Origin of the sequence: Caenibacillus caldisaponilyticus (assembly GCF_002003465.1) — a bacterium.
Lineage (GTDB): Bacteria > Bacillota > Bacilli > Bacillales > Sporolactobacillaceae > Caenibacillus > Caenibacillus caldisaponilyticus.
This window is the reverse complement of record NZ_BDDQ01000002.1, coordinates 159,852-178,724: the sequence shown is the minus strand read 5'-3', so window position 1 is coordinate 178,724 and position 18,873 is coordinate 159,852. Positions and strand designations below refer to the sequence as shown.

The 18,873-nt window shown below is 54.4% G+C and carries 14 protein-coding genes; 8 read left to right on the top strand and 6 right to left on the bottom strand.

Annotated elements, in window-relative coordinates:
- Nucleotides 1-271 (bottom strand): transposase (locus CCB157_RS01025; RefSeq protein ID WP_193432238.1); only part of this gene is annotated, 271 nt, incomplete at its 3' end.
- A gap of 64 nt (nucleotides 272-335) precedes the next feature.
- On the opposite strand from CCB157_RS01025, the gene CCB157_RS01020 reads away from it, so the two are divergent.
- Nucleotides 336-743, top strand: coding sequence for an MFS transporter (locus CCB157_RS01020; RefSeq protein WP_077614057.1), 408 nt, complete (start codon nucleotides 336-338; stop codon nucleotides 741-743).
- Nucleotides 744-1,114: 371 nt separating this feature from the next.
- Nucleotides 1,115-2,128, top strand: a complete 1,014-nt coding sequence (locus tag CCB157_RS01015) for an asparaginase (protein WP_077614056.1) — start codon at nucleotides 1,115-1,117, stop codon at nucleotides 2,126-2,128.
- Nucleotides 2,129-2,238: 110 nt separating this feature from the next.
- Here CCB157_RS01015 and CCB157_RS01010 read toward each other — a convergent pair whose 3' ends face one another.
- On the bottom strand, nucleotides 2,239-3,471 hold the full coding sequence (locus tag CCB157_RS01010; RefSeq protein WP_077614055.1) for an aminopeptidase: 1,233 nt from the start codon (nucleotides 3,469-3,471) through the stop codon (nucleotides 2,239-2,241).
- 460 nt (nucleotides 3,472-3,931) lie between these two features.
- Between CCB157_RS01010 and CCB157_RS01000 the strand changes: the two genes are divergently transcribed.
- On the top strand, nucleotides 3,932-4,846 hold the full coding sequence (locus CCB157_RS01000) for an ROK family protein (RefSeq protein ID WP_077614053.1): 915 nt from the start codon (nucleotides 3,932-3,934) through the stop codon (nucleotides 4,844-4,846).
- A 114-nt stretch (nucleotides 4,847-4,960) separates the two neighbouring features.
- Nucleotides 4,961-5,911, top strand: a complete 951-nt coding sequence (gene manA, locus CCB157_RS00995) for a mannose-6-phosphate isomerase, class I (protein ID WP_077614052.1) — start codon at nucleotides 4,961-4,963, stop codon at nucleotides 5,909-5,911.
- A gap of 771 nt (nucleotides 5,912-6,682) precedes the next feature.
- Here manA and CCB157_RS00985 read toward each other — a convergent pair.
- The 3 genes from CCB157_RS00985 to CCB157_RS00975 all read right to left on the bottom strand — a co-directional run bounded on the left by CCB157_RS00985 (nucleotide 6,683) and on the right by CCB157_RS00975 (nucleotide 9,734).
- Nucleotides 6,683-7,540 carry an ABC transporter ATP-binding protein gene (locus CCB157_RS00985; RefSeq protein ID WP_077614050.1) on the bottom strand — a complete coding sequence of 286 codons (858 nt, stop codon included), beginning with the start codon at nucleotides 7,538-7,540 and terminating at the stop codon, nucleotides 6,683-6,685.
- A 133-nt stretch (nucleotides 7,541-7,673) separates the two neighbouring features.
- On the bottom strand, nucleotides 7,674-8,726 hold the full coding sequence (locus tag CCB157_RS00980; RefSeq protein WP_077614049.1) for a FecCD family ABC transporter permease: 1,053 nt from the start codon (nucleotides 8,724-8,726) through the stop codon (nucleotides 7,674-7,676).
- Complete coding sequence (locus tag CCB157_RS00975; RefSeq protein ID WP_238594543.1) at nucleotides 8,727-9,734, bottom strand: FecCD family ABC transporter permease; 1,008 nt, start codon at nucleotides 9,732-9,734, stop codon at nucleotides 8,727-8,729.
- 355 nt (nucleotides 9,735-10,089) lie between these two features.
- Here CCB157_RS00975 and CCB157_RS00970 point away from each other — a divergent pair, with 355 nt between their 5' ends.
- Both CCB157_RS00970 and CCB157_RS00965 read left to right on the top strand, forming a co-directional pair.
- Entirely contained in the window at nucleotides 10,090-11,055 is a 966-nt protein-coding gene (locus CCB157_RS00970; protein ID WP_143286869.1) for an ABC transporter substrate-binding protein, read from the top strand.
- Nucleotides 11,056-11,409: 354 nt separating this feature from the next.
- Nucleotides 11,410-11,895, top strand: coding sequence for an acyl-CoA thioesterase (locus CCB157_RS00965; RefSeq protein WP_077614071.1), 486 nt, complete (start codon nucleotides 11,410-11,412; stop codon nucleotides 11,893-11,895).
- Between the two features lie 201 nt (nucleotides 11,896-12,096).
- Here CCB157_RS00965 and CCB157_RS00960 read toward each other — a convergent pair whose 3' ends face one another.
- Complete coding sequence (locus CCB157_RS00960; protein ID WP_158077157.1) at nucleotides 12,097-16,731, bottom strand: S8 family serine peptidase; 4,635 nt, start codon at nucleotides 16,729-16,731, stop codon at nucleotides 12,097-12,099.
- A gap of 467 nt (nucleotides 16,732-17,198) precedes the next feature.
- Between CCB157_RS00960 and CCB157_RS00955 the strand changes: the two genes are divergently transcribed.
- Together CCB157_RS00955 and CCB157_RS00950 are read left to right on the top strand one after the other, a co-directional pair.
- Nucleotides 17,199-18,005, top strand: coding sequence for a flagellar motor protein (locus CCB157_RS00955; RefSeq protein ID WP_077614047.1), 807 nt, complete (start codon nucleotides 17,199-17,201; stop codon nucleotides 18,003-18,005).
- Entirely contained in the window at nucleotides 17,998-18,753 is a 756-nt protein-coding gene (locus CCB157_RS00950) for a flagellar motor protein MotB (RefSeq protein WP_077614046.1), read from the top strand. Before CCB157_RS00955 ends, CCB157_RS00950 begins: the two co-directional genes overlap by 8 nt.
- Nucleotides 18,754-18,873 lie beyond the last annotated feature (120 nt).

The following is an 18,873-nucleotide window of genomic DNA, read 5'->3' as shown; positions in this document are numbered from 1 at the left end:
GAAAGAGTTCGGTGGAAAATTCCCCATCCCTTGTCCGCGGCACGCGCAAGGTCAACCGTCCCACCCGAGTCGTCAATTGCCGGGGATAAGACCCGTTTCGATAGCCTTTTCGTTCCTCTGTGCGCTCATAACGGCCGGCGCCAAGTTGATCCGTTAACTGGGCTTCAAGGATTTGATTCAAGACCTGTTCCAACAGTTTGGCCAGTCCTTGATCTTGCGACAGGAACCCGTGCAGGATTTCATCGCTTATTGTAATATTGTATTGAGCCATAGTTGCTTTCCTCCTTTTTGTTTTTTGTTTTGGTCAATGTCCATTCTATCAAAGGGAAAGCAACGTGGCTCTTTTTACATTTCCTTTTTACACAATTTTACGGACTCAACTTTGCGGGCTTGCTTATTGCATGAGCCAAACCTTGCAAATTGCGGTAGTTCTTTTTTTTGAAGGGGTATTTACGGCAATCGTCGGCGTTTTGATCCCCACGCTCATTCAAACGGTTGTCCCAGATAAGTTAATGGGAAGAGTCGGGAGTGTTCTAATGACCGTCACCATGGCCTCGACCCCGTTTGCTCATTTTGCTTTCGGTGTGTTGGTGGAAGTATTTAGGGCACAGACACTGTTTTTGCTTGCGGGCGCCATCGAGATATTCGTTTCTGCTATAGCATTTCTTTACCTGATAGCATCCAGAACGCCTTTTTATGTTGTTAACCCAAGTTCTGAAACGGCGGTTAAGGAACGTGTTTAATGGCTGACAGAAAAGATTGCGCATGGCATGAATGGTTCCAAATACAGGCGTTAGCTCATCCAAAGCGGCTCCTCTGAAAACGTCGCAAGCACGCCGTATTTTTTGATATTTCCCCGGTGACCAAATCGCAAGAAAAAGCGGCACGGCCGGCTTTGCATAAATACATATTGTTTATGACGCCCACACTATAAGCAAAGGAATGTCTCCAATCCACACAAAGGCCCATGTTTGATCATCCCTGAACGGGCATAAACGATGGACAACGCGGCGGCACGGTGTACAATAAGAGAGGAATCGACAAGATTGATGCGGTTTCGACATGAAGGTTGGTCTATAACCGCGTCCATCGGGGAGAGAGGGGAGTTATCCTGATGACCAATAAACCCATAAAAGTCTTCCGCGGCGATTATTTGGAAAGCACCCACGAATTCCATGCCGCCGTTGTTGACCGGACCGGACGTTTATTGTACAGCTACGGCGATCCCAAGCGGTTGACGTTTGCGCGCTCATCGATGAAACCGTTTCAAGCGATTCCGCTGATTGAAACGGGAGCGGCGGCCCATTTTCAATTCGAACCGAAGGAAATCGCGATCAGCTGCGCCTCGCATAGCGGCGAGGCGTTTCACCGCGAGACCGTGCTCGGCATTTTGAAAAAAATCGGTCTGTCCATCGACGATTTGCAGTGCGGCACGCACCGGCCCCACCGCGATGAAGATTACCGGGCGCTCATTCGCTCGGGGCAAGAACTGACGCCGCTCTACAGCAATTGTTCCGGAAAGCATTCGGGCATGCTCGCCACGGCGGTGTACATGAAGGAAGATCCGGCGACCTATCGGGAAGTGCATCACCCCGTGCAACAGCGGATTTTACAAGTGATTTCGGAAATTGCCGAAACACCGGTGGAAGAGATCGCGATCGCCGTCGACGGCTGCGGGGTCCCCGTCCATCGGTTGCCCTTGGAAAAAACGGCGTACGCGTACGCCCAGCTCGCGAGCGGGCGCTCGGACAAACATCCCGAACATGATGAAGCGTTGCGCATCATCCGCGATGCGATGATGGCGCATCCCGAGATGGTGTGCGGCACGGACCGCTTCGACACCGATGTCATGAACTTGTTCCCCGGAAAGATCGTCTCAAAAGGCGGCGCGGAAGGCGTGCAATGCGTCGGCCTTGTGGAAGAGGGCATCGGCGTCATCGTGAAATGCGAAGACGGCAGCGCCCGTGCGCTCGGCGCCATCACGTTAAAAATTTTGGAAGACATCGGCTTCGTCAAAGACATTCCGGATAAAGACGTGTATGACAAATACCGTCACCCCGGCGTTTTCAACATGAGGAAGGAGCGCATCGGACGGATCGAGGCCGATTTCGAACTTCAAAAAGCATAATGGCGGGTTGGTCTTGTTTCGACACCAACCCCTTGGGCGGCAGCGTTTCACCGCCGATCTCCACAAACAACCCCCCGCGGCGTCTAACCGCGAGGGGTTACGTTTATTCGTCAAATCGCCCAGTTGCCGTTTCGGAAGATGGCGATCGTTTCGCCATTTTCCGTTTCGCCGTCGATGTCCAACTGTTCCGAGCCGATCATGAAATCGACGTGGGTGATGCTTGTGTTCAGCCCGGCTTCTTCCAGTCCCTTGTCATCGAGTTCGGTGCCGCCTTCGATGTTCATCGCGTAGGCGCTGCCGATGGCGAGATGGCACGAGGCGTTTTCATCGAACAGCGTATTGTAAAAGAGCAAACCGGTGTCGGAAATCGGCGAACGGTGCGGGACGAGCGCGACTTCTCCCAAGTAACGCGCGCCTTCATCCATATCGACGAGGTTTTTCAAAATGTCGTAGCCTTTGTCCGCCTTGAAATCGACGATTTTTCCGTTTTCAAAAACAAACGACATGCCTTCGATGAGTTGGCCTCCGTAATTCAGCGGTTTGGTGCTCTTCACGGTGCCGTTGACGCCCGTCTTCTTCGGCGCGCAAAAGACTTCCTCGGTCGGCAAATTCGGCGTATACGGGACGCCGCTCGTGTTTTTCTTGGCGCCGCCCAGCCAGATGTGGCGGTCGGCGAGTTCAATGGTCAAATCGGTGCCGGGCGCCCGGTAGTGCAGTTTTTTCAGCCGTTTTTCATTCAGGAAATCGCATCGGTCGTGCAACGTTTTAATGTGTTCTTCCCAGCTTTTGATGGGATCGGGCGTCGTGATGCGATTGATGCGGAAAATTTGGTCCCAGAGGGCTGCGATGCCCGCTTCGGGATCCAGGTCGGGAAAGACTTTTGCCGCCCATGCTTCATTCGGCACCGCGACGATGGACCAGCTCACCTTGCCGGCTTTTATGTAATTGGAGAAAGGCCTCATCGCTTCGCCGTTTACCTTTTGAGAGGTGGCGATTTTTTTCGGATCGACGCCTTTGAGCAGCTCCGGGTTCGGCGAGAGGACGCTCAAAAACGCATGGCCCGAGGCGGCCATCTCTTCAAAGCCCCGCGCCAGCCAAAGCGGCGCTTCTTCAAAAGCTTCCATCGGCGCCATGTCGTAGCGGATGCGGGTGATTTGGTCGTCGTCCCAGCGGACGAAAACGTCCTTGGCGCCGGCTTCATAGGCGGCTTTGACGACTTCGCGGACGTAGGGCGCGGCCGAGATCGTCGCCATGATGACGAGATTTTGCCCTTTTTGCAGATTGATGCCGACTTTTACCGCGACTTCTGCATATTTCTTGAGCTGGGATTGAAACTCTGTCATGTCCTTCATCACCTTTCGCTGGCTTCAGTATAGTGCTATTTTAACATTAAAAACATGCCGGATGATCAAAAATTACTTAAAACAAGTAAAAGTCGGGCCGGGCGTCGTCCGCGTCGGGCCGCTTTTCATGAAGGCGAGCGCGTGGTTCACGCGGCGGGCCGGATCGGCAGTTGCGGCTGGAGAAATGCAGGAATGGCATGGAGTTGACGATCGCAAGGCGTGGCTCGTAAGTCCCCGTTGCCGGCGTCCATCCATTGAAGAAAGCCAAAGTGAAGTGTCTGGAAAATCACCGATCGCGCGCCAAAAAGATATATAATAGAATCGGTGCCCCGTCGCCGAATGGGTGACGTGAATCAGAGTTTCTATTGGATTTCCCGGCTGAAAGCCGAGAATGAATGGAAAATAGAAAGTTCCTTTAAAAAAAGAAATGAAAGCAAATTTAATACTGGAGAGTGGTAGGATGGCATTGGCCGTTGGCATTGATATCGGCGGAACGAAGACGGCGATCGCTTTGGTGAAAGAGAATGGAGACATAGTTGAAAGCGCGGTCATCCCGACGGAGGCGGACATCGCGCCGGATTTGATGATCGACAAGATGATCGCCGTGCTCAACGATATATTGCGGAAGGCCGGGGTGACAGCCAAAGACGTCGCCGGGATCGGCATCGGCGCCCCGGGCGTGATCGACTTGGCGAAAGGAGAATTCACGTTTGCCCCGAATTTGCCGTGGCGCGACGTCCCGATCGTCGCCCGTTTTTCCGAGGCTTTTCCCGTCCCCGTCCGGCTCGGAAATGACGCCAATGTTGCGGCGTTGGCGGAAAAATGGCTCGGAGCGGCGCGGGAATGCGACCACTTTATTTACATCACGATCAGCACCGGCATCGGCGGCGGCATTTACCTGAACGGCAAATTGTACACCGGCTCGCGCGGAAACGCGGGCGAGATCGGCCACATCGTCGTCGAGCACAATGGCCGGACGTGCGGCTGCGGCCAGAAGGGGTGTTTCGAAGCGGTCGCTTCCGGAACGGCCATTGCCAAAATCGGTTCGGAACTGGCCGGCCGGCCGCTTTCGACAAAAGAGGTTTTTGATCTCTATTTTGCCGGCGACCCGGTGATCAAGCCTTTTGTCGAGGATGTCTTCAATAAAATCGGCGCGGGTTGCACCTCCTTGATCAATTTGTTTGAACCGGAAATGATCGTGCTCGGCGGCGGCGTGACGAACGTCGGCACCCCGCTCTTTGATGCGGTCAAGCGCTATGTGTCCGAGCATGCGATTTCACCGGCCGGCCGGGCAACGGCGATCGTGCCGAGCCAATTGTCCCAAAATACGGGGGTCATCGGCGCCGCCGCGCTCATATTGAAAAACGGCGAATGAATGGCGTTGATGAATGGGTGCAAGGCAACGGCGCCGGTATGGCCCGGGAAAAAGGATCCGGGCCATACCGGCGCCGGCCATGGATGAAAACAAGCAATGGAGGAGGTTGATCCCATGAAACGCGAACCGCTTTTTTTGGAACCGGTTTTTAAGGAACGCATCTGGGGCGGCGATCGCCTGCAAAAAGAATTCGGTTACGACATCCCTTCGCCCCGAACGGGTGAGTGCTGGGGGATTTCCGCACATGAACACGGTCCGTCGATTATTAAGAACGGACCGCTGGCCGGCAAAACGCTCATCGAGGCGTGGTCTCGCCATCGCGATTGGTTCGGCGACCACCCGGCCGATGAATTTCCGCTGTTAACCAAGATACTGGACGCGCGCACGGATTTGTCGGTACAAGTGCACCCGAACGACCATTACGCGCAAAAAGTGGAGCGGGTGCCGTATGGGAAAACCGAGTGTTGGTACGTCATCGATTGTGAGGAAGGCGCCGAGATTGTTTACGGCCATCACGCCGATTCGAAGGAGACGTTCCAAGCGATGGTGGAACAAGGCGTCTGGGATAAGCTTCTTCGGCGCGTCAAAGTGAAGCCGGGCGATTTCTTCTTTGTTCCGAGCGGGACGATACACGCCATCGGCGCCGGCATCATGATCTTGGAAACGCAGCAAAGCTCCGACATCACCTATCGCGTCTATGATTACGGCCGCCGTGACGAAAACGGAAACGAACGGGAGCTGCACATCGATAAGGCGATCGAGGTGACGCGCTTCCCCCATCAAAACGTGCCGTTGACTTATGAAGTGTTGCGGGAAAGCCGCGCCGTAGTCACCACCCTCGTTTCCGATAAATACTTTACCGTCTATCACTGGGATGTGCGCGGTCATCTCACCCGATCGATGGACAAGCCGTTTATCCTCGTCAGCGTCATTAAGGGCGGCGGAACGCTCGTCATTGATGACGACCGTTATGAAATCAAAAAAGGCGATCATTTCATCATTCCGAGCGGCGTCTGGGAATTTGAAATCGTGGGCGAATGCGAGTGCATCGCCTCGCATACGTAAATCTCGCACGCAGCGTCTTCCCGGTGAGGGAAGGCGTTTTTTATGCAAATCAAATCCGGCCCGATGATTGTAAAAAAAAAAAGCGCGAGATGCGGCATGTGCCATCTCGCGCGCTGGCATGACGGCTTGAGCCAAATGGCTCCCACATTTTATTAAACGCTTGAAGAGAATAAATAAGCATCCATCAAAAACCGGCGCGCGAAGGCATAGGAAAATAACAAGTTGGTCAAGGTAAATCATTATTTTGGTGTAGATATACATTATAAAAGAAAATTTAAACGGATGGTCAGGGCACTGTCCCTGGACCGCTGTCATCATCCAATGAAAAGTTTGTTTTATTCAACGAAACGCCTCTTGAATTCAACGAAATCAAGCAAAAATTCAATGTAAACGCTGGAGAATTCAACAAAAGTCGGCGGGGATTCAACAAATCTATATTTTTTGAAAAAATAGCCCGCCATTAAGATTGGGGAAAGGGAAAAAGCAATGGCCCTTGCGCATATTAAAACAACATTCCGTTGGGCCCCGGTCAATTGGAGATCAATGCAAAACGGCGCCATGGAGTCATGGCGCCGTTTTGCGATGAACGTTTTTTAAAACCGATGCCGCGGTGCTCGGCAAAAGCACTGCCGCGATGTGGTTTTTCATCGTAGAGATAAAGCCGCTCCCCCCATCAAGCGCTGGGCGCAAAGATGACGCTGGAAACGCATGGAGCCAAGCTTTATGGCCCCACACCGGCCTGGCTCCGCCTCCATTTCGGAATGATCCAGCTCAACGGTTTTTAACCGCTACTGGATTCGTTGGTTGCCGGTTTTCGAATTGTTCTTGTTGCCTTTGCTTGATGAGGTTGCGGCCGCGTCCATGCGGAATGCACATCGGCGTGCCGAACAACGGATCGTTAATAATTTTCGCCTCTATTTTAAAAACGTCGCGCATCAACTGCTCGTTGATGATCTCTTCCGGCGCGCCTTGCGCGTAAATGCGCCCGTTGTGGACCGCCACGATATGATCGGCGTACCGGCAGGCGAGATTGATGTCGTGCAGGACCATGGCGATCGTGCGCTTTTCTGCCCGGTTCAGGGCGAACAAAAGGTCTAAAATCTCGACCTGATGGGAAAGGTCCAAATAGGTCGTCGGTTCGTCGAGCAGGAGTATATCCGTCTCTTGGGCGAGCACCATCGCGATCCAGGCCCGTTGCCGTTGGCCGCCGGAAAGGGAATCGACGGGCCGATCGGCCAAATCTTCAAGATTCGTTACTCTGAGGGCGTGCCGGACTGCTCTTTCATCGTCTGTGGACCATTGGTTTAACCAATTTTGGTAAGGATACCGGCCTTGGCGGACGAGTTGGAGAACGGTCAGGCCTTCCGGTGCCACTGGCGCCTGCGGAAGCAGCGACAAATCGCGGGCGACCTTCTTCGTCGGCATTTTGGCGATGTCTTTGCCGTTTAACACGACGGAACCTGCTTTCGGCTTGAGGAGCCGGGCAAATGCAGAGAGAAGCGTCGACTTGCCGCAACCGTTTTTTCCGATAAACACGGTAATCTTCTCTTTAGGAATTTCTAAATTCAGCGCCTCGATGATCGGATGGTCTCCATAAGCAACGGTGATCGCACGCGCTTCCAAAACCATTCTCCTTAACCTCCTAATGAATGATTGACAAACCTCTATGAATGTGAGCCTTCTCTTAAGCTACCATTTTCGCTTTTATCCTGAGAGCCCCGTCGTAATGACGACATACGTCGAGCCCGGGATGACGGGCTTTTTATTTACCGCCGCGCGATTTGTACAGCAAATAAATAAAGTAGGGCGCACCGATGGCGGACGTGAAGACGCCGGCCGGGATTTCAAGCGGTAAAAACAGCATCCTGCCGGCAAGATCGCTGATCATGACGATGATGCCCCCGAACAGGGCGCTCGTCGGCAGGAGCGCGCCGTGCCCGGATCCGACAAGGCGCCGCGCCATGTGGGGAGCCATCAGTCCGACAAACCCGATGCCGCCGCTGAAGGCAACGGCTCCGCCGGCGAGCGCGGTCGCCGCGATGATTAAAAGCGTGCGATCGCCGCGCAGCGCTACACCGATGCCGGCCGCCACCCCTTCGCCAAGTTCGTGGGCGTTCAGACGGCGCGCAAGCCACAGGCTCACGGTGAAGAAGAAAACAAACCAGACGAGGAGCAGGATATCCTGATTCCATTTGGCGCCGTTCACGCTGCCCGTGATCCAAATGTTGGCGCGGGACGCCAAGTAGATCGGCCCGGTGACCATGAGAAATTGGGTAAGCGCTTTGGCGAGCGCCGCGATCCCGGTGCCGATGAGGACGAGGCGAACTGTGGAATACCCTTTTTTCGCTAACGCATGGACGAGCCAAGCAACACCCAGCGCACCGAGGAAAGAAGCGAGCGGCAGCCATTCGATGCTGACCGTCATCGCGTTGTCGCTCGTATTAAACAACGCCAAAAAGCCGACGGTAGCGAGCGCCGCCCCGTCCGTCACCCCGATGATGTCCGGTGAGGCGAGCGGATTGCGCACGAGGCCTTGCAAGATTGCTCCGGAAATGGCCAATGCCATGCCGGCGAGCGCGGCCAGCACGATGCGCGGCATCCGGAAGTTTCGGACGACGAGATTTTGCATGGCGTCGCCCATGCCGAACACCGCTTTCAGCGCATCGAACGGATGGATGACGTAGTCGCCGAGCCCGAGGCTGATGATGGCAACTATTAAAAATAGAAAGATTAACACGATGTTGACCCGCACGACTTTTTTATCGATCAGCTGCGAAAATCTCCCGTAGCGGAGACTTATATATTTTCCCGCCATTCAGCGCCACCCCCCTTTTCGCGCGATGGTGATGAAAAAGGGGGTTCCGATGACCGCCGTCATGATGCCGACCGGCACTTCTTGCGGCATCATGACGAAGCGGGCGGAGATGTCGGCGAGGAGCAGCAAGATCGCCCCGAGCAGCGCGCTGTACGGGATCAACCAGCGGTAATCTTGGCCGACAAACCATTTCGACATGTGAGGAACGATGATGCCGATGAACCCGATCGGGCCCGCGATCGCGACGGAGCTTCCTGCGAGCAAAATGACGATGAGCCCGGCCGCCATCTTGACGATCAGCGGGTTTTGCCCGACGCCGGTGGCGACGGCATCGCCCAAAGCGAGCGTGTTCATTTTGGCGGCAATGAGGAGCGCACCGATCCAGCCGATCACGAAATAGGGCAAGACGTGCAAGAGCAGGGTGAAGCTTCGGCCTTGGACGGAGCCGACAAGCCAATAGATGACGGCGTCGAGCGATTGTTGGTCGGCGGTCAGAACGCCTTGCGTCAGCGACGAAAAAAAGGCGGCCATCGACGCGCCGGCCAGCGTTAATTTCACCGGCGTCAGTCGCTCGGTACCAAAGGCGCCCAGCCCGTAGACGATGACGGACGTCAAGGCGGCGCCGAGAAAAGCGATCCAGGCCAGCGCGCTCATGGATGAGATGTGAAGGAACGAAAGGGCGATGACGATGAAGAACCCAGCGCCGGCGTTGATGCCCAAAATGCCCGGCGAGGCGAGTGGATTGCGCGTCAATCCTTGCATCAGCGCCCCGGATATCGCCAAACTCGCTCCGACCGCGGCCGCGATGAGCGCGCGCGGCACCCGCGTTTCCCTGACGATGATCTCGATGTTCGTGCCGGAAAAGTGCGTATAAGCGTGCAAGATGTCGCGCCAATCGACATTCGTGATGCCGAGCCATACGCTCAAGTACATGCAAATGATGACGAGCGTCGCGCACAGGAATAGTCCGATTCCTTTCGCGACAGGGTTTTTTAAGACACCGGCCACCTCTGACATCCTTCCAGGCCGCCATCCCGATGCGTTGTCAATTCCCTCAGTCGACCCATTTATCATTTCATCAAAAGCTTTCAAGCCGTCAAGGCTTTCTCGTCGTTGCTTATTTACAGGCAATGGGGGAACCGGGAAAAGCGGTTTGCCCGGAAACGGCGGCAAGAGAAAATATTTTATCTGGAATTTTTTTCTGCAAAATAACATGATAATGGCTCATTTTCAGTCTAGTTTAAATGAGAATCATTGTCAATGATACTGATAATTATTCTCAATTTTATCATTGACAGTTTTATGACGACCCGGTATGCTTTTATTGTAAATGATAATCATTTTCAATAAGGAGGTTTCAAGCATGACCCATATTGTGGGCAAATGGAAATACATATTTCTCTTTGCGGCTTTGCTGCTCGTCATCGCCGGCTGCGGCGGATCGGGCACGTCGAAAAACGAGGCGAAGAAGGAAGAGTCGGCGGGTTCCTACACCGTGAAGCACGCGATGGGGACGACGAAGATAAAGGGCACGCCGAAGCGCGTCGTCATTTTGACCAACGAAGGCACTGAAGCGCTGCTCGCGATGGGCTTAAAACCGGTCGGGGCCGTCAAGTCGTGGACCGGCAATCCGTGGTACGACCACATCAAGGACAAAATGAAAGGCGTCAAGGTCGTCGGAACCGAAGATCAAGTCAATCTGGAAGCGATCGCCGCCTTGCATCCCGACCTGATCATCGGCAACAAAATGAGACAAGAAAAAATCTATGACAAATTGAATGCGATCGCTCCCACCGTCTTTGCGGAGACGCTCCGGGGCGACTGGAAGGAAAACTTCAAACTTTATGCCAAAGCGATCCACAGGGAGAAAAAAGGCGAAGAAGTGCTGAAGGCGTTTGATGAACGCGTGCAGCAAATCCATGACAAACTGGGCGATCAGATCAACACGAAAGTGTCGCTCGTCCGCTTCATGCCCGGGGATGTTCGCATTTATCACAACGACACGTTTGCCGGCGTCATTCTCAAACAAATCGGATTGAAGCGCCCGGCCAGCCAAGATAAAGATGATTTTGCCGCGCAACATCTGACGAAAGAAAGCATTCCGCAAATGGACGGGGACGTCATCTTTTACTTCGACTATGAAACCGGCGACGGCAAAGCCACGCAAGCCGAAAAAGAGTGGACAAACGATCCGTTATGGAAAAATTTGAAAGCCGTCAAAGCCGGCAAGGCCTACAAAGTGGACGATGCGATCTGGAACACGGCAGGCGGGGTGCTCGCCGCCAACCAAATGCTTGACGATCTGCAACATTATTTGTTAAACGAATAAAGCGCTGAAAGAAAAACGCCGCGTCAGCAAGACCTAACGCCCGCGGCCGATGCGATCAACTCCCCGGCACACATTCCGGGGAGTTTTCGCTTGTGATGGACCGGTTCGGTATGAGTTTGGGCGTCGCTAGGGCACGGTGAACCCATCATTGGCTAACAAAAGCTGGACAGAGATCCAAACAGATGGAAATCGCTTACAATTAAAAGAGATGACTTTCACACCCAACCCGTGGCATACTATTTGTAGCATACTAAATATCATGCAATAAAACATAGAAGAAAAGGATGGAGTGCGGTGAAGGAGAAGAAGTACGTCAGAGAATCACGAGTCGTGAAAACGAGTCGCGTTTTTCCGATGCATGTGAACAACCTGGACACATTGTTCGGCGGCATCTTGATGAGCTATATCGACGATGTCGCCTCCATCTCGGCCGAACGCCATTCGCGGAGAACGTGCGTGACGGCCTCTACCGACCATGTCGACTTTTTGCACCCGATCACGACGGAAGACTCCGTCTGCCTGGAATCCTATGTTATTTCGACCGGAAGGACGTCCATGGAAGTCTTCATTAAGGTCATCGCGGAAAATCTCAAAACCGGTGAACGGAGAATCGCAGCGACGTCGTTCCAAACGTTTGTCGCTCTCGATGAAAACCGCCGACCGGTAGAAGTTCCGGGAGTCATTCCGGAAACGCCCGAAGAAAAGAAACTCCACGAGATGGCCGCCGTGCGGGCGGAAAACCGCAAGCGCCATCGTCATGCGAGCCAGGAGCTCGCCAAAGCGTTGACGACGCTGAAACCGTGGGAATATTCTTCGGAAAGCGAACAAAATAACGAATAAAGTCGAGAAAACCATTATTAAACTCAACAGGTTCATAATAAAAGAAAAACCTTGGATAACGTCAGCGACGTTGTCCAAGGTTTTTCATTTGGCGGCGCTCTCCGTTAAAAGGGATGCGGCGGTTCTCTTCGGAAGGAGACGCCGCGGCAGAACATCATTTCGCTCTTTTCTCTTGATCGACAGCCGGCGAGGCGCTTGGTTTTAATTGACTTTGATCTTATGGGTCACCGTGGCGGTTGCCCCGCGGTTATCGGTCACTTTCAAGGTGACGTTGAAATTGCCTTTTTTATTGAAGGCGTGCTGAACTCTTGGGCCGACAGCCCGGTAGCCGTCGCCGAAATCCCATTCGTAGGCTGCGATCGAACCGTCGGGATCATAAGATGCGCTCGCGTCGAAGATCGCGGCGGTGTTTTTCTTCACTTTGTCCGGCGCATCGAAGAGCGCGACCGGCTTTTGGTTCGGGACATTTAAGTAGAGCTTGCCGGGTGCGACGGCGCGGGTGACATTGCCGTAATCGTCTTCCGCTTTCACTTCGATTTGCGCGCCGTTGGCCACCACGTTGGACGTGGCCGTATAGTAGCCGACATAATGGCCCGGTGCGGTTTCCATCATCGGCAGTTCGTTGACATTGGCCAAACCGTTCAGCTTCAGGTTGGTCAACGGCATTTGCACGACGAAGGAGGCGTTTAAACCGGGTTCACTGTCGAATTCAATGCGGACGGTTTCCCCGCGGTCGAGATAGAGGTCTTCAACGGGCGCGAGCTGGCTGATAACCGGCGCGTCAAATTTCGCGTTGACGGTGATGGTGCGGCTTTGGGTATTGCCGGCTTTATCGCGGGCGACGACGCGGATTGTGTTGGCACCGTTGTCGAGCAAAATGCGTTTGCTATATGTGCCGTCATCACCGATATCGGCTTTTTGCCCGTTCACCTTAACGGTATCGAGATTGGCGTCGTTGACGGTGCCGGTGACGGTGATGGCTTCTCGATTTGTCTTATAACCGTCTTCGGGGCTGGTGATCGTCACATTCGGTTTTTCTTGGTCGAGGACGACTTTGACCGGTGCCGACGGTTCGGTCGTCCCGCTGTCCGTCGAGGCCGTGGCCGTCAACACGTTGTCGCCCGCTTGGAGCTGGATGTCCGCCGAGAACGTGCCGTCGTCGGCCGTCGAGACGGTGGTTTGCGCTTGGCCGTTGTTTAAGATCGTCACACGCGTTGTCGGCGCGGCTTTGCCTGTGACGGTTACCGCCTTGTTGTTGGTGTACGTGTTGTCCGTCGGGGCGGTGATGACGGGTGGGGTGACTTCATAGTTGACGCGCGCCCGGATCATGTAATTGCCTTCATCTTCGGGCGACGGTGCCCAGACGCTGCCGACGCGTTCCCAGCTGTGCCCGGCGCTTCCGCTGCTTTCATCCGTGGCGAGCCCGGGAGCATTGGGATACGGCGCGGTTTGCACGTAAACGATGTAGAAGTCGCCGTTGACCACGATGCCTTGATCCGACAGATCGACGACGGTCCATGTGCCGTCGCGCTTCGCCGTGGCGTGAACCGGTCCGGCGAGTTTCCGCCCTGGAGCGCCGTCGGGGCCGCTGGCGTCATAAATTTCGACGTCGAAGCTTGTCCCCCCGGGTTCAGGCCAATCCGTTGTCCAGAATTGGAACATACCGCCGGTCACCAAAGCGCTGTCGCGTCCTTCCGGGAGTTCCATTTTCACCGCCCAGGCGTTGCCGGCGTCGTAGAAGGCGTGGGCGTTTTCCGCCGTGCCGTCGTCATAGCCGATCTCGCCGGGATAGCCGATGAACGGTTTTAACGTCAAATCCAGATCGGTGGATTCGTTGCCGCGGACCGTCACTTGCTCGTCTTGCGCGTAATAGTTTGGCGCGGCGACGTGGAGCGTGTAAGTGCCTTCATAAGCTGTGAGCGAGAAATGACCGCTGGCATCCGTTTGGACCGGCTGCACATTGGCGTCTTCCATGACCATCACCGTGGCGCCTGCAATCGGTTCATGGGTCGCTTTGTTTGTGACGGTGCCGGTAATCGTCCCTTGCGGAATGGGGTCGAGATGGAAATCCGCTCTGACCGTACCGTCGCGCGGAATTTCCACGGTTTGCCGGGCGGATCGGTAACCGTACGTTTCCGCCTGCAAGGTGTACGTGCCGGCTGCATGCGACAAGCTGAAGCTTCCGTCCGCCGGATTGGTGTTGACCGAACGGCCGGTTTCGAGCACGCTGACCGTCGCGGCGAGCGGCAGCGACTGGGTGGAAGATGCCGGTTTGACTGACAGTGGTGCGGGCGGCTGGGCTTGATCCAGCTTGCCGGGTTTGATGGTCGACGGATCGATCGGTTTTTTGCCGGTGCCGTCGGCTTCGGATTTGGTCGATGATTTCGTCTGCTTCGGTTGAACGGCGAGGTTCGCGTGCGAACCGCTCAGCGGGGTGTTCGTCAGCTCGACGTCATCGATGTACCACCCTTGTTTTTGGACGCTCACATCGGTATGCAAGTGGAAGGCGATATAGACGTTTTGTCCGGCATAAGCGGACAAATCCACTTGCGCGTCTTGCCACGCGCCGTTGGCTCCATTGATGGTGGCCAAGGTCTGCCAATTGGTTTTGTCGGTCGAAATGTAAACATAGCCGTAATCGTAGCGAGTCTCCAATTCATACCACTGTTTGAAACGCAGATAGCTCGGTCCGTCAGGAAGCCGGACGGGCGGCATGACCAAGGTCGCTTCGGTGTAATTGTCGTAGACGCCGTCCAAATTGGTGGCGTAAACTTTGTCGCCGGAGGCCGCATGCCCCGGACCTGAGGTTGGCACGCCCCATTCCCAGCTGTTGTTTTGCCCGTAGGACACCCAACCGTACGGTTCCGATTCAAAATCTTGATGGTATCCGACGGTAATGCGCGGGTGAACCGTGACGTTATATGGATCGGACGTCACGTCGTTATGGCCGTAATCGACGATGTGCCATCTGTAGCTGATGCCCGGCTCGGTCACGGCGCTGGCCGGGATGACGGCTTGCCAGACGCCCTGGCGATAGTTGCCGTCGGTTTGTTCGACTTCGACGGTTTGCCAATCGTCCGCGGACGCCGCTTTATATTGGAGTTCGACTTTGCTGATGCTGACGTTGTCTTGCGCGCGGATTTGCAAGGGGAGATCCGTATCGACGAAGGCTTCCGCAACGGCATCGTGTTCGAAGGTCGGCGCCTCGTCGTCGTTGCCGTCCTTCGTGACTTGCCCTTCGACGGTACCGAGCCCTTGAGTGACGGCGGAGACGGCGCTGAAGGCGTCGAGCAAACCGTAGCCGTATCCGTTGTTCGGCGAATTGGGGAAGGACGCGTCCGTTAAAGGCGTCGCCGTATCGAGCAAAATTTGCTCGATTTCATCAACGGTCAAGGATGAGTCGGCCGAGAGCATCAAAGCGACCGCACCGGAGACGTGTGGGCCGGACATCGAGGTGCCGCTGTACGTGCCGTCATATTGGCTGCCGGGCACCGATGACCGGATGTTGACGCCCGGGGCCACGACTTCAGGCTTGATTTCTCCATACGGTGAGGGGCCTTGCAGCGAAAAGTTCGCCAAGTGATTGTTGATGTCGGTCGCGCCGGTCGCGAACGATTCGGGATAGTTGGCGGGCGCTGCGACGGAGCCTGGTCCGCCGGGATTAAAGAGGGTCGTGTTGCCCGCTGAAAACTCGGGGAAGATGCCGGCCGCGCGCCAGTTTTGCACCATCGGCCGATACCATTCGTCAAGGCCGGGCCCGCCGCCCCAAGAGTTATTAATGACATCGGGCGCCATTTCCGGATGGGGATTGCCATTTTGATCTTTCGGAGCGATCAGCCATTCGCCGGCTTCCAAGAGATCCTGATCGGTTCCGCCGTCTTCGGTGAACGCTTTAACCGTAATCCATTTGGCACCCGGGGCCATGCCGACGCGGTCGGTGCCGTCCGGTTCGCTGCCGACCATCGTGCCCATCGTATGGGTGCCGTGTCCGACGTCATCATAAGGCGTCGAGGCGCCGGTAACCGCGTCAAACCAGTTAAACTGGTTGTTCGGCGTGTTGGGGTGGGCCGGATCGTAACCGCGGTATTTTTCTTTTAACGCGGGGTGATCCCATTGCACGCCGGTGTCGATGCTCGCCACGACGACGCCCGTGCCGTCATAGCCCATGTTCCATACCGCCGGGGCGCCGACGCGCTCGATGTTCCATTCGACGTTGTCGTCATTGGTCTCGGCTTTTCCGCTTGTCTGCTGTTTATCAGGAGCTTTGACCGCTTGTTCCGATTTGGTCACCGGCAACAATTGCCGCCGTTCATTCGGCAAGATTTTGTCCACTTCGCTGAAGGTGGCGAGTTTTTCCATGACTTCTTTCGTTCCGGTGACGGCCAAGCCGTTGACGATGTAGAAAGATTCATAGTCTTTGACGCGCCCGGCGCTTTTTTCGTCGCGCAGGAAAGCGAGGAGGTTGGCCTGCGTTTCATTCGCCTTAGCGCGCAGGGCGTTCACGACGGCGGAACGCTGGGTGTATTTGGTTTTGGCTGCGGAGAGCTTTTGTTTTTCGGCGAGTTTTGTCGTTTGTTCCGCCGCTTTTTTTGTGTCCGCCTGATCTTTGAGTTTGACGAGGAACGTGACGAACTTGTCGTCAGAAAACTGCTCCTTAAGCCGTGAACTGATCTTGGCGCTCGGTTTGCTCGCCGTGTCGCGAAACGATGCGCTCGCCTTGCCGGGTGAAGCGCCGCCGTTAGACACAGGAGCGGCGAAGGCGTTCATCGGAATAAGCAGCATCGAGCACATGAACGCACAGAACAGTTTGAAGGCGATGCGTGTTTTCGACCGCATGCTTGTCCAATCCTTTCTTGAATGATAAGATGACGCGACCTGGGGACGGGTGAAGCCTTTTGCTGCGAGGATAAGAATGACCTTTTTTCTCGGAGCCCTCTCTCCTTTCGACCTTTTTCTCCCTAGCATCCAAGATGTTATGTTCATCATAATCGAGACGAGAATCATTGTCAGTAGAAAATTTGCAATTGATTAAAAAATAAGTAAATAGACTCATGCCTCAAAGTAGGAGATAAGGCGCAGCGGCCGTCTGCCAAGCGAATGGAAAAACTCGGCTATGCTTGCGGTCATGGGAGGAATGGGGGAGTTTTGCCGGGAAGGTCATTTTTCGCTCCGATTCGGCTTGAACGGGGGCTTTCAGAATGGGCTTAGGATTTTAGTCCCATTTCACGGCCATTCATCTAAAGAAAAAGGGGGTTTACGTCGATAAAAGATATATACAGGTATTGGTTGGAGGGTGAACAACCATGGATTTTGCAACGGTGATCGGACTTTTGCTCGGCATACTATCCTTACTGATGGGGTTTATTTTGGAAGGCGGGTCGATTGCGGCCATCTTACAAGGCACCGCGGCGCTCATCGTGTTCGGCGGGACTTTCGGAGCCGTGATCGCCAGCTTTCCTTTTCGTGTGTTAAAGAGAATTCCTTTCATCTTAAAATACGCTTTTTTTGAGAAACCTTTTCGTCCCGAAGAGACGATCGAACAGCTCGTGGATTTGGCGAACATTTCCCGGCGCGAAGGCTTGCTGGCCCTTGAAGGCCGGCTGGAAGAGAACGACGACAACAAATTTCTCCAGGAAGGCATTCAAATGGTCGTCGACGGCGCGGAAGCGGAAATGATCGAAGACATCTTGAACCGCGAAATCGAACGCTATGAAGAAAACATTTTGTCCGTTGCGCGCGTTTTTGAAGCAGCGGGCGGCTTCGCGCCGACCATGGGGATTATCGGTACGGTCATGGGGCTCGTTCACGTTTTGGGCGATCTTAACAATCCCGAAACGCTCGGGCCGTCCATCGCGGTCGCCTTTATCGCAACGCTTTATGGCGTTTCGAGCGCGAACCTCATCTATCTGCCGATTTTCAATAAAATTAAAGCGCGCTTGGAACAGGACATTTTGCTGATGGAACTGCAAGCGGAGGGACTCATGTCCATTCAGCTCGGCGAAAACACGACGATTTTGCGCAATAAATTGCAAGCCTTTTTGGATAAACACGGCCGTCAAAAAAATCGGGACGATGGACCTCTCGGAGAGGCGGATTTGATCAATGATTAGGAGGAGGAAACGGAACCCACATCAAGAGCGCGACAAACAAGACCGCTGGCTTGTGACGTATGCGGATCTCATCACCTTGCTCCTGGCGTTTTTCGTCGTCCTTTATTCCATGAGCGAATTGGAGAACAGCCGCTTTAACGCGCTTATCCAGTCGCTTAAAACCGCTTTTCACGGGGAAACGATCGTGGAACAGTCGAACGTTCCCCAGGTAAAAAATACCGATTTGCTCGATAAAGAAAAAAAGAAGGATAAGAAAGACAAGAACGGCCAAACGGACAAGCAAAAGTTGGACAGCCTGTATGTGAAATTGCAGAATTACATAAAGGAAAACCACTTGGATACGCTCATCGAATTAGAAAATTTGCCGCGCGGCGTACAGATCACTTTTAAGGAGAAAATTTTGTTCGATCTCGGCAAGGCGGACATCAAAGAAAACGCCATCCCGGTGTTGCGCAGGATCGGGGGCATCTTGCAATCGATTGACAATCCGATAGAAGTTGAAGGGCACACCGATAATAACCCCATTATTTATTCCAATCAATTCCACTCAAACTGGGAATTGGCGGCGGCGCGCGCGCATAACGTCGCCATGTTTCTGATCAATGAGGACAAAATCCGCCCGGAACGCATCCGCTATACGAGCTACGGGGAGTACCATCCGCGCGTCAAAAACGATACCAAGGCGCATCAGGCGATGAACCGGCGCGTCAACATCGTTGTGTTGCGGAATGCGTCGGATAACCCGTAATGCATCGCCCATGAAAGCGCAGGGAGCTTTGCCCAGCGTTTGCCGCCAGACGGGAGGTCGATCGGCTCATGCCGTGCCCGGACGTTCCGTCGCGCGTTAAAAACCATATGTTTCCATATA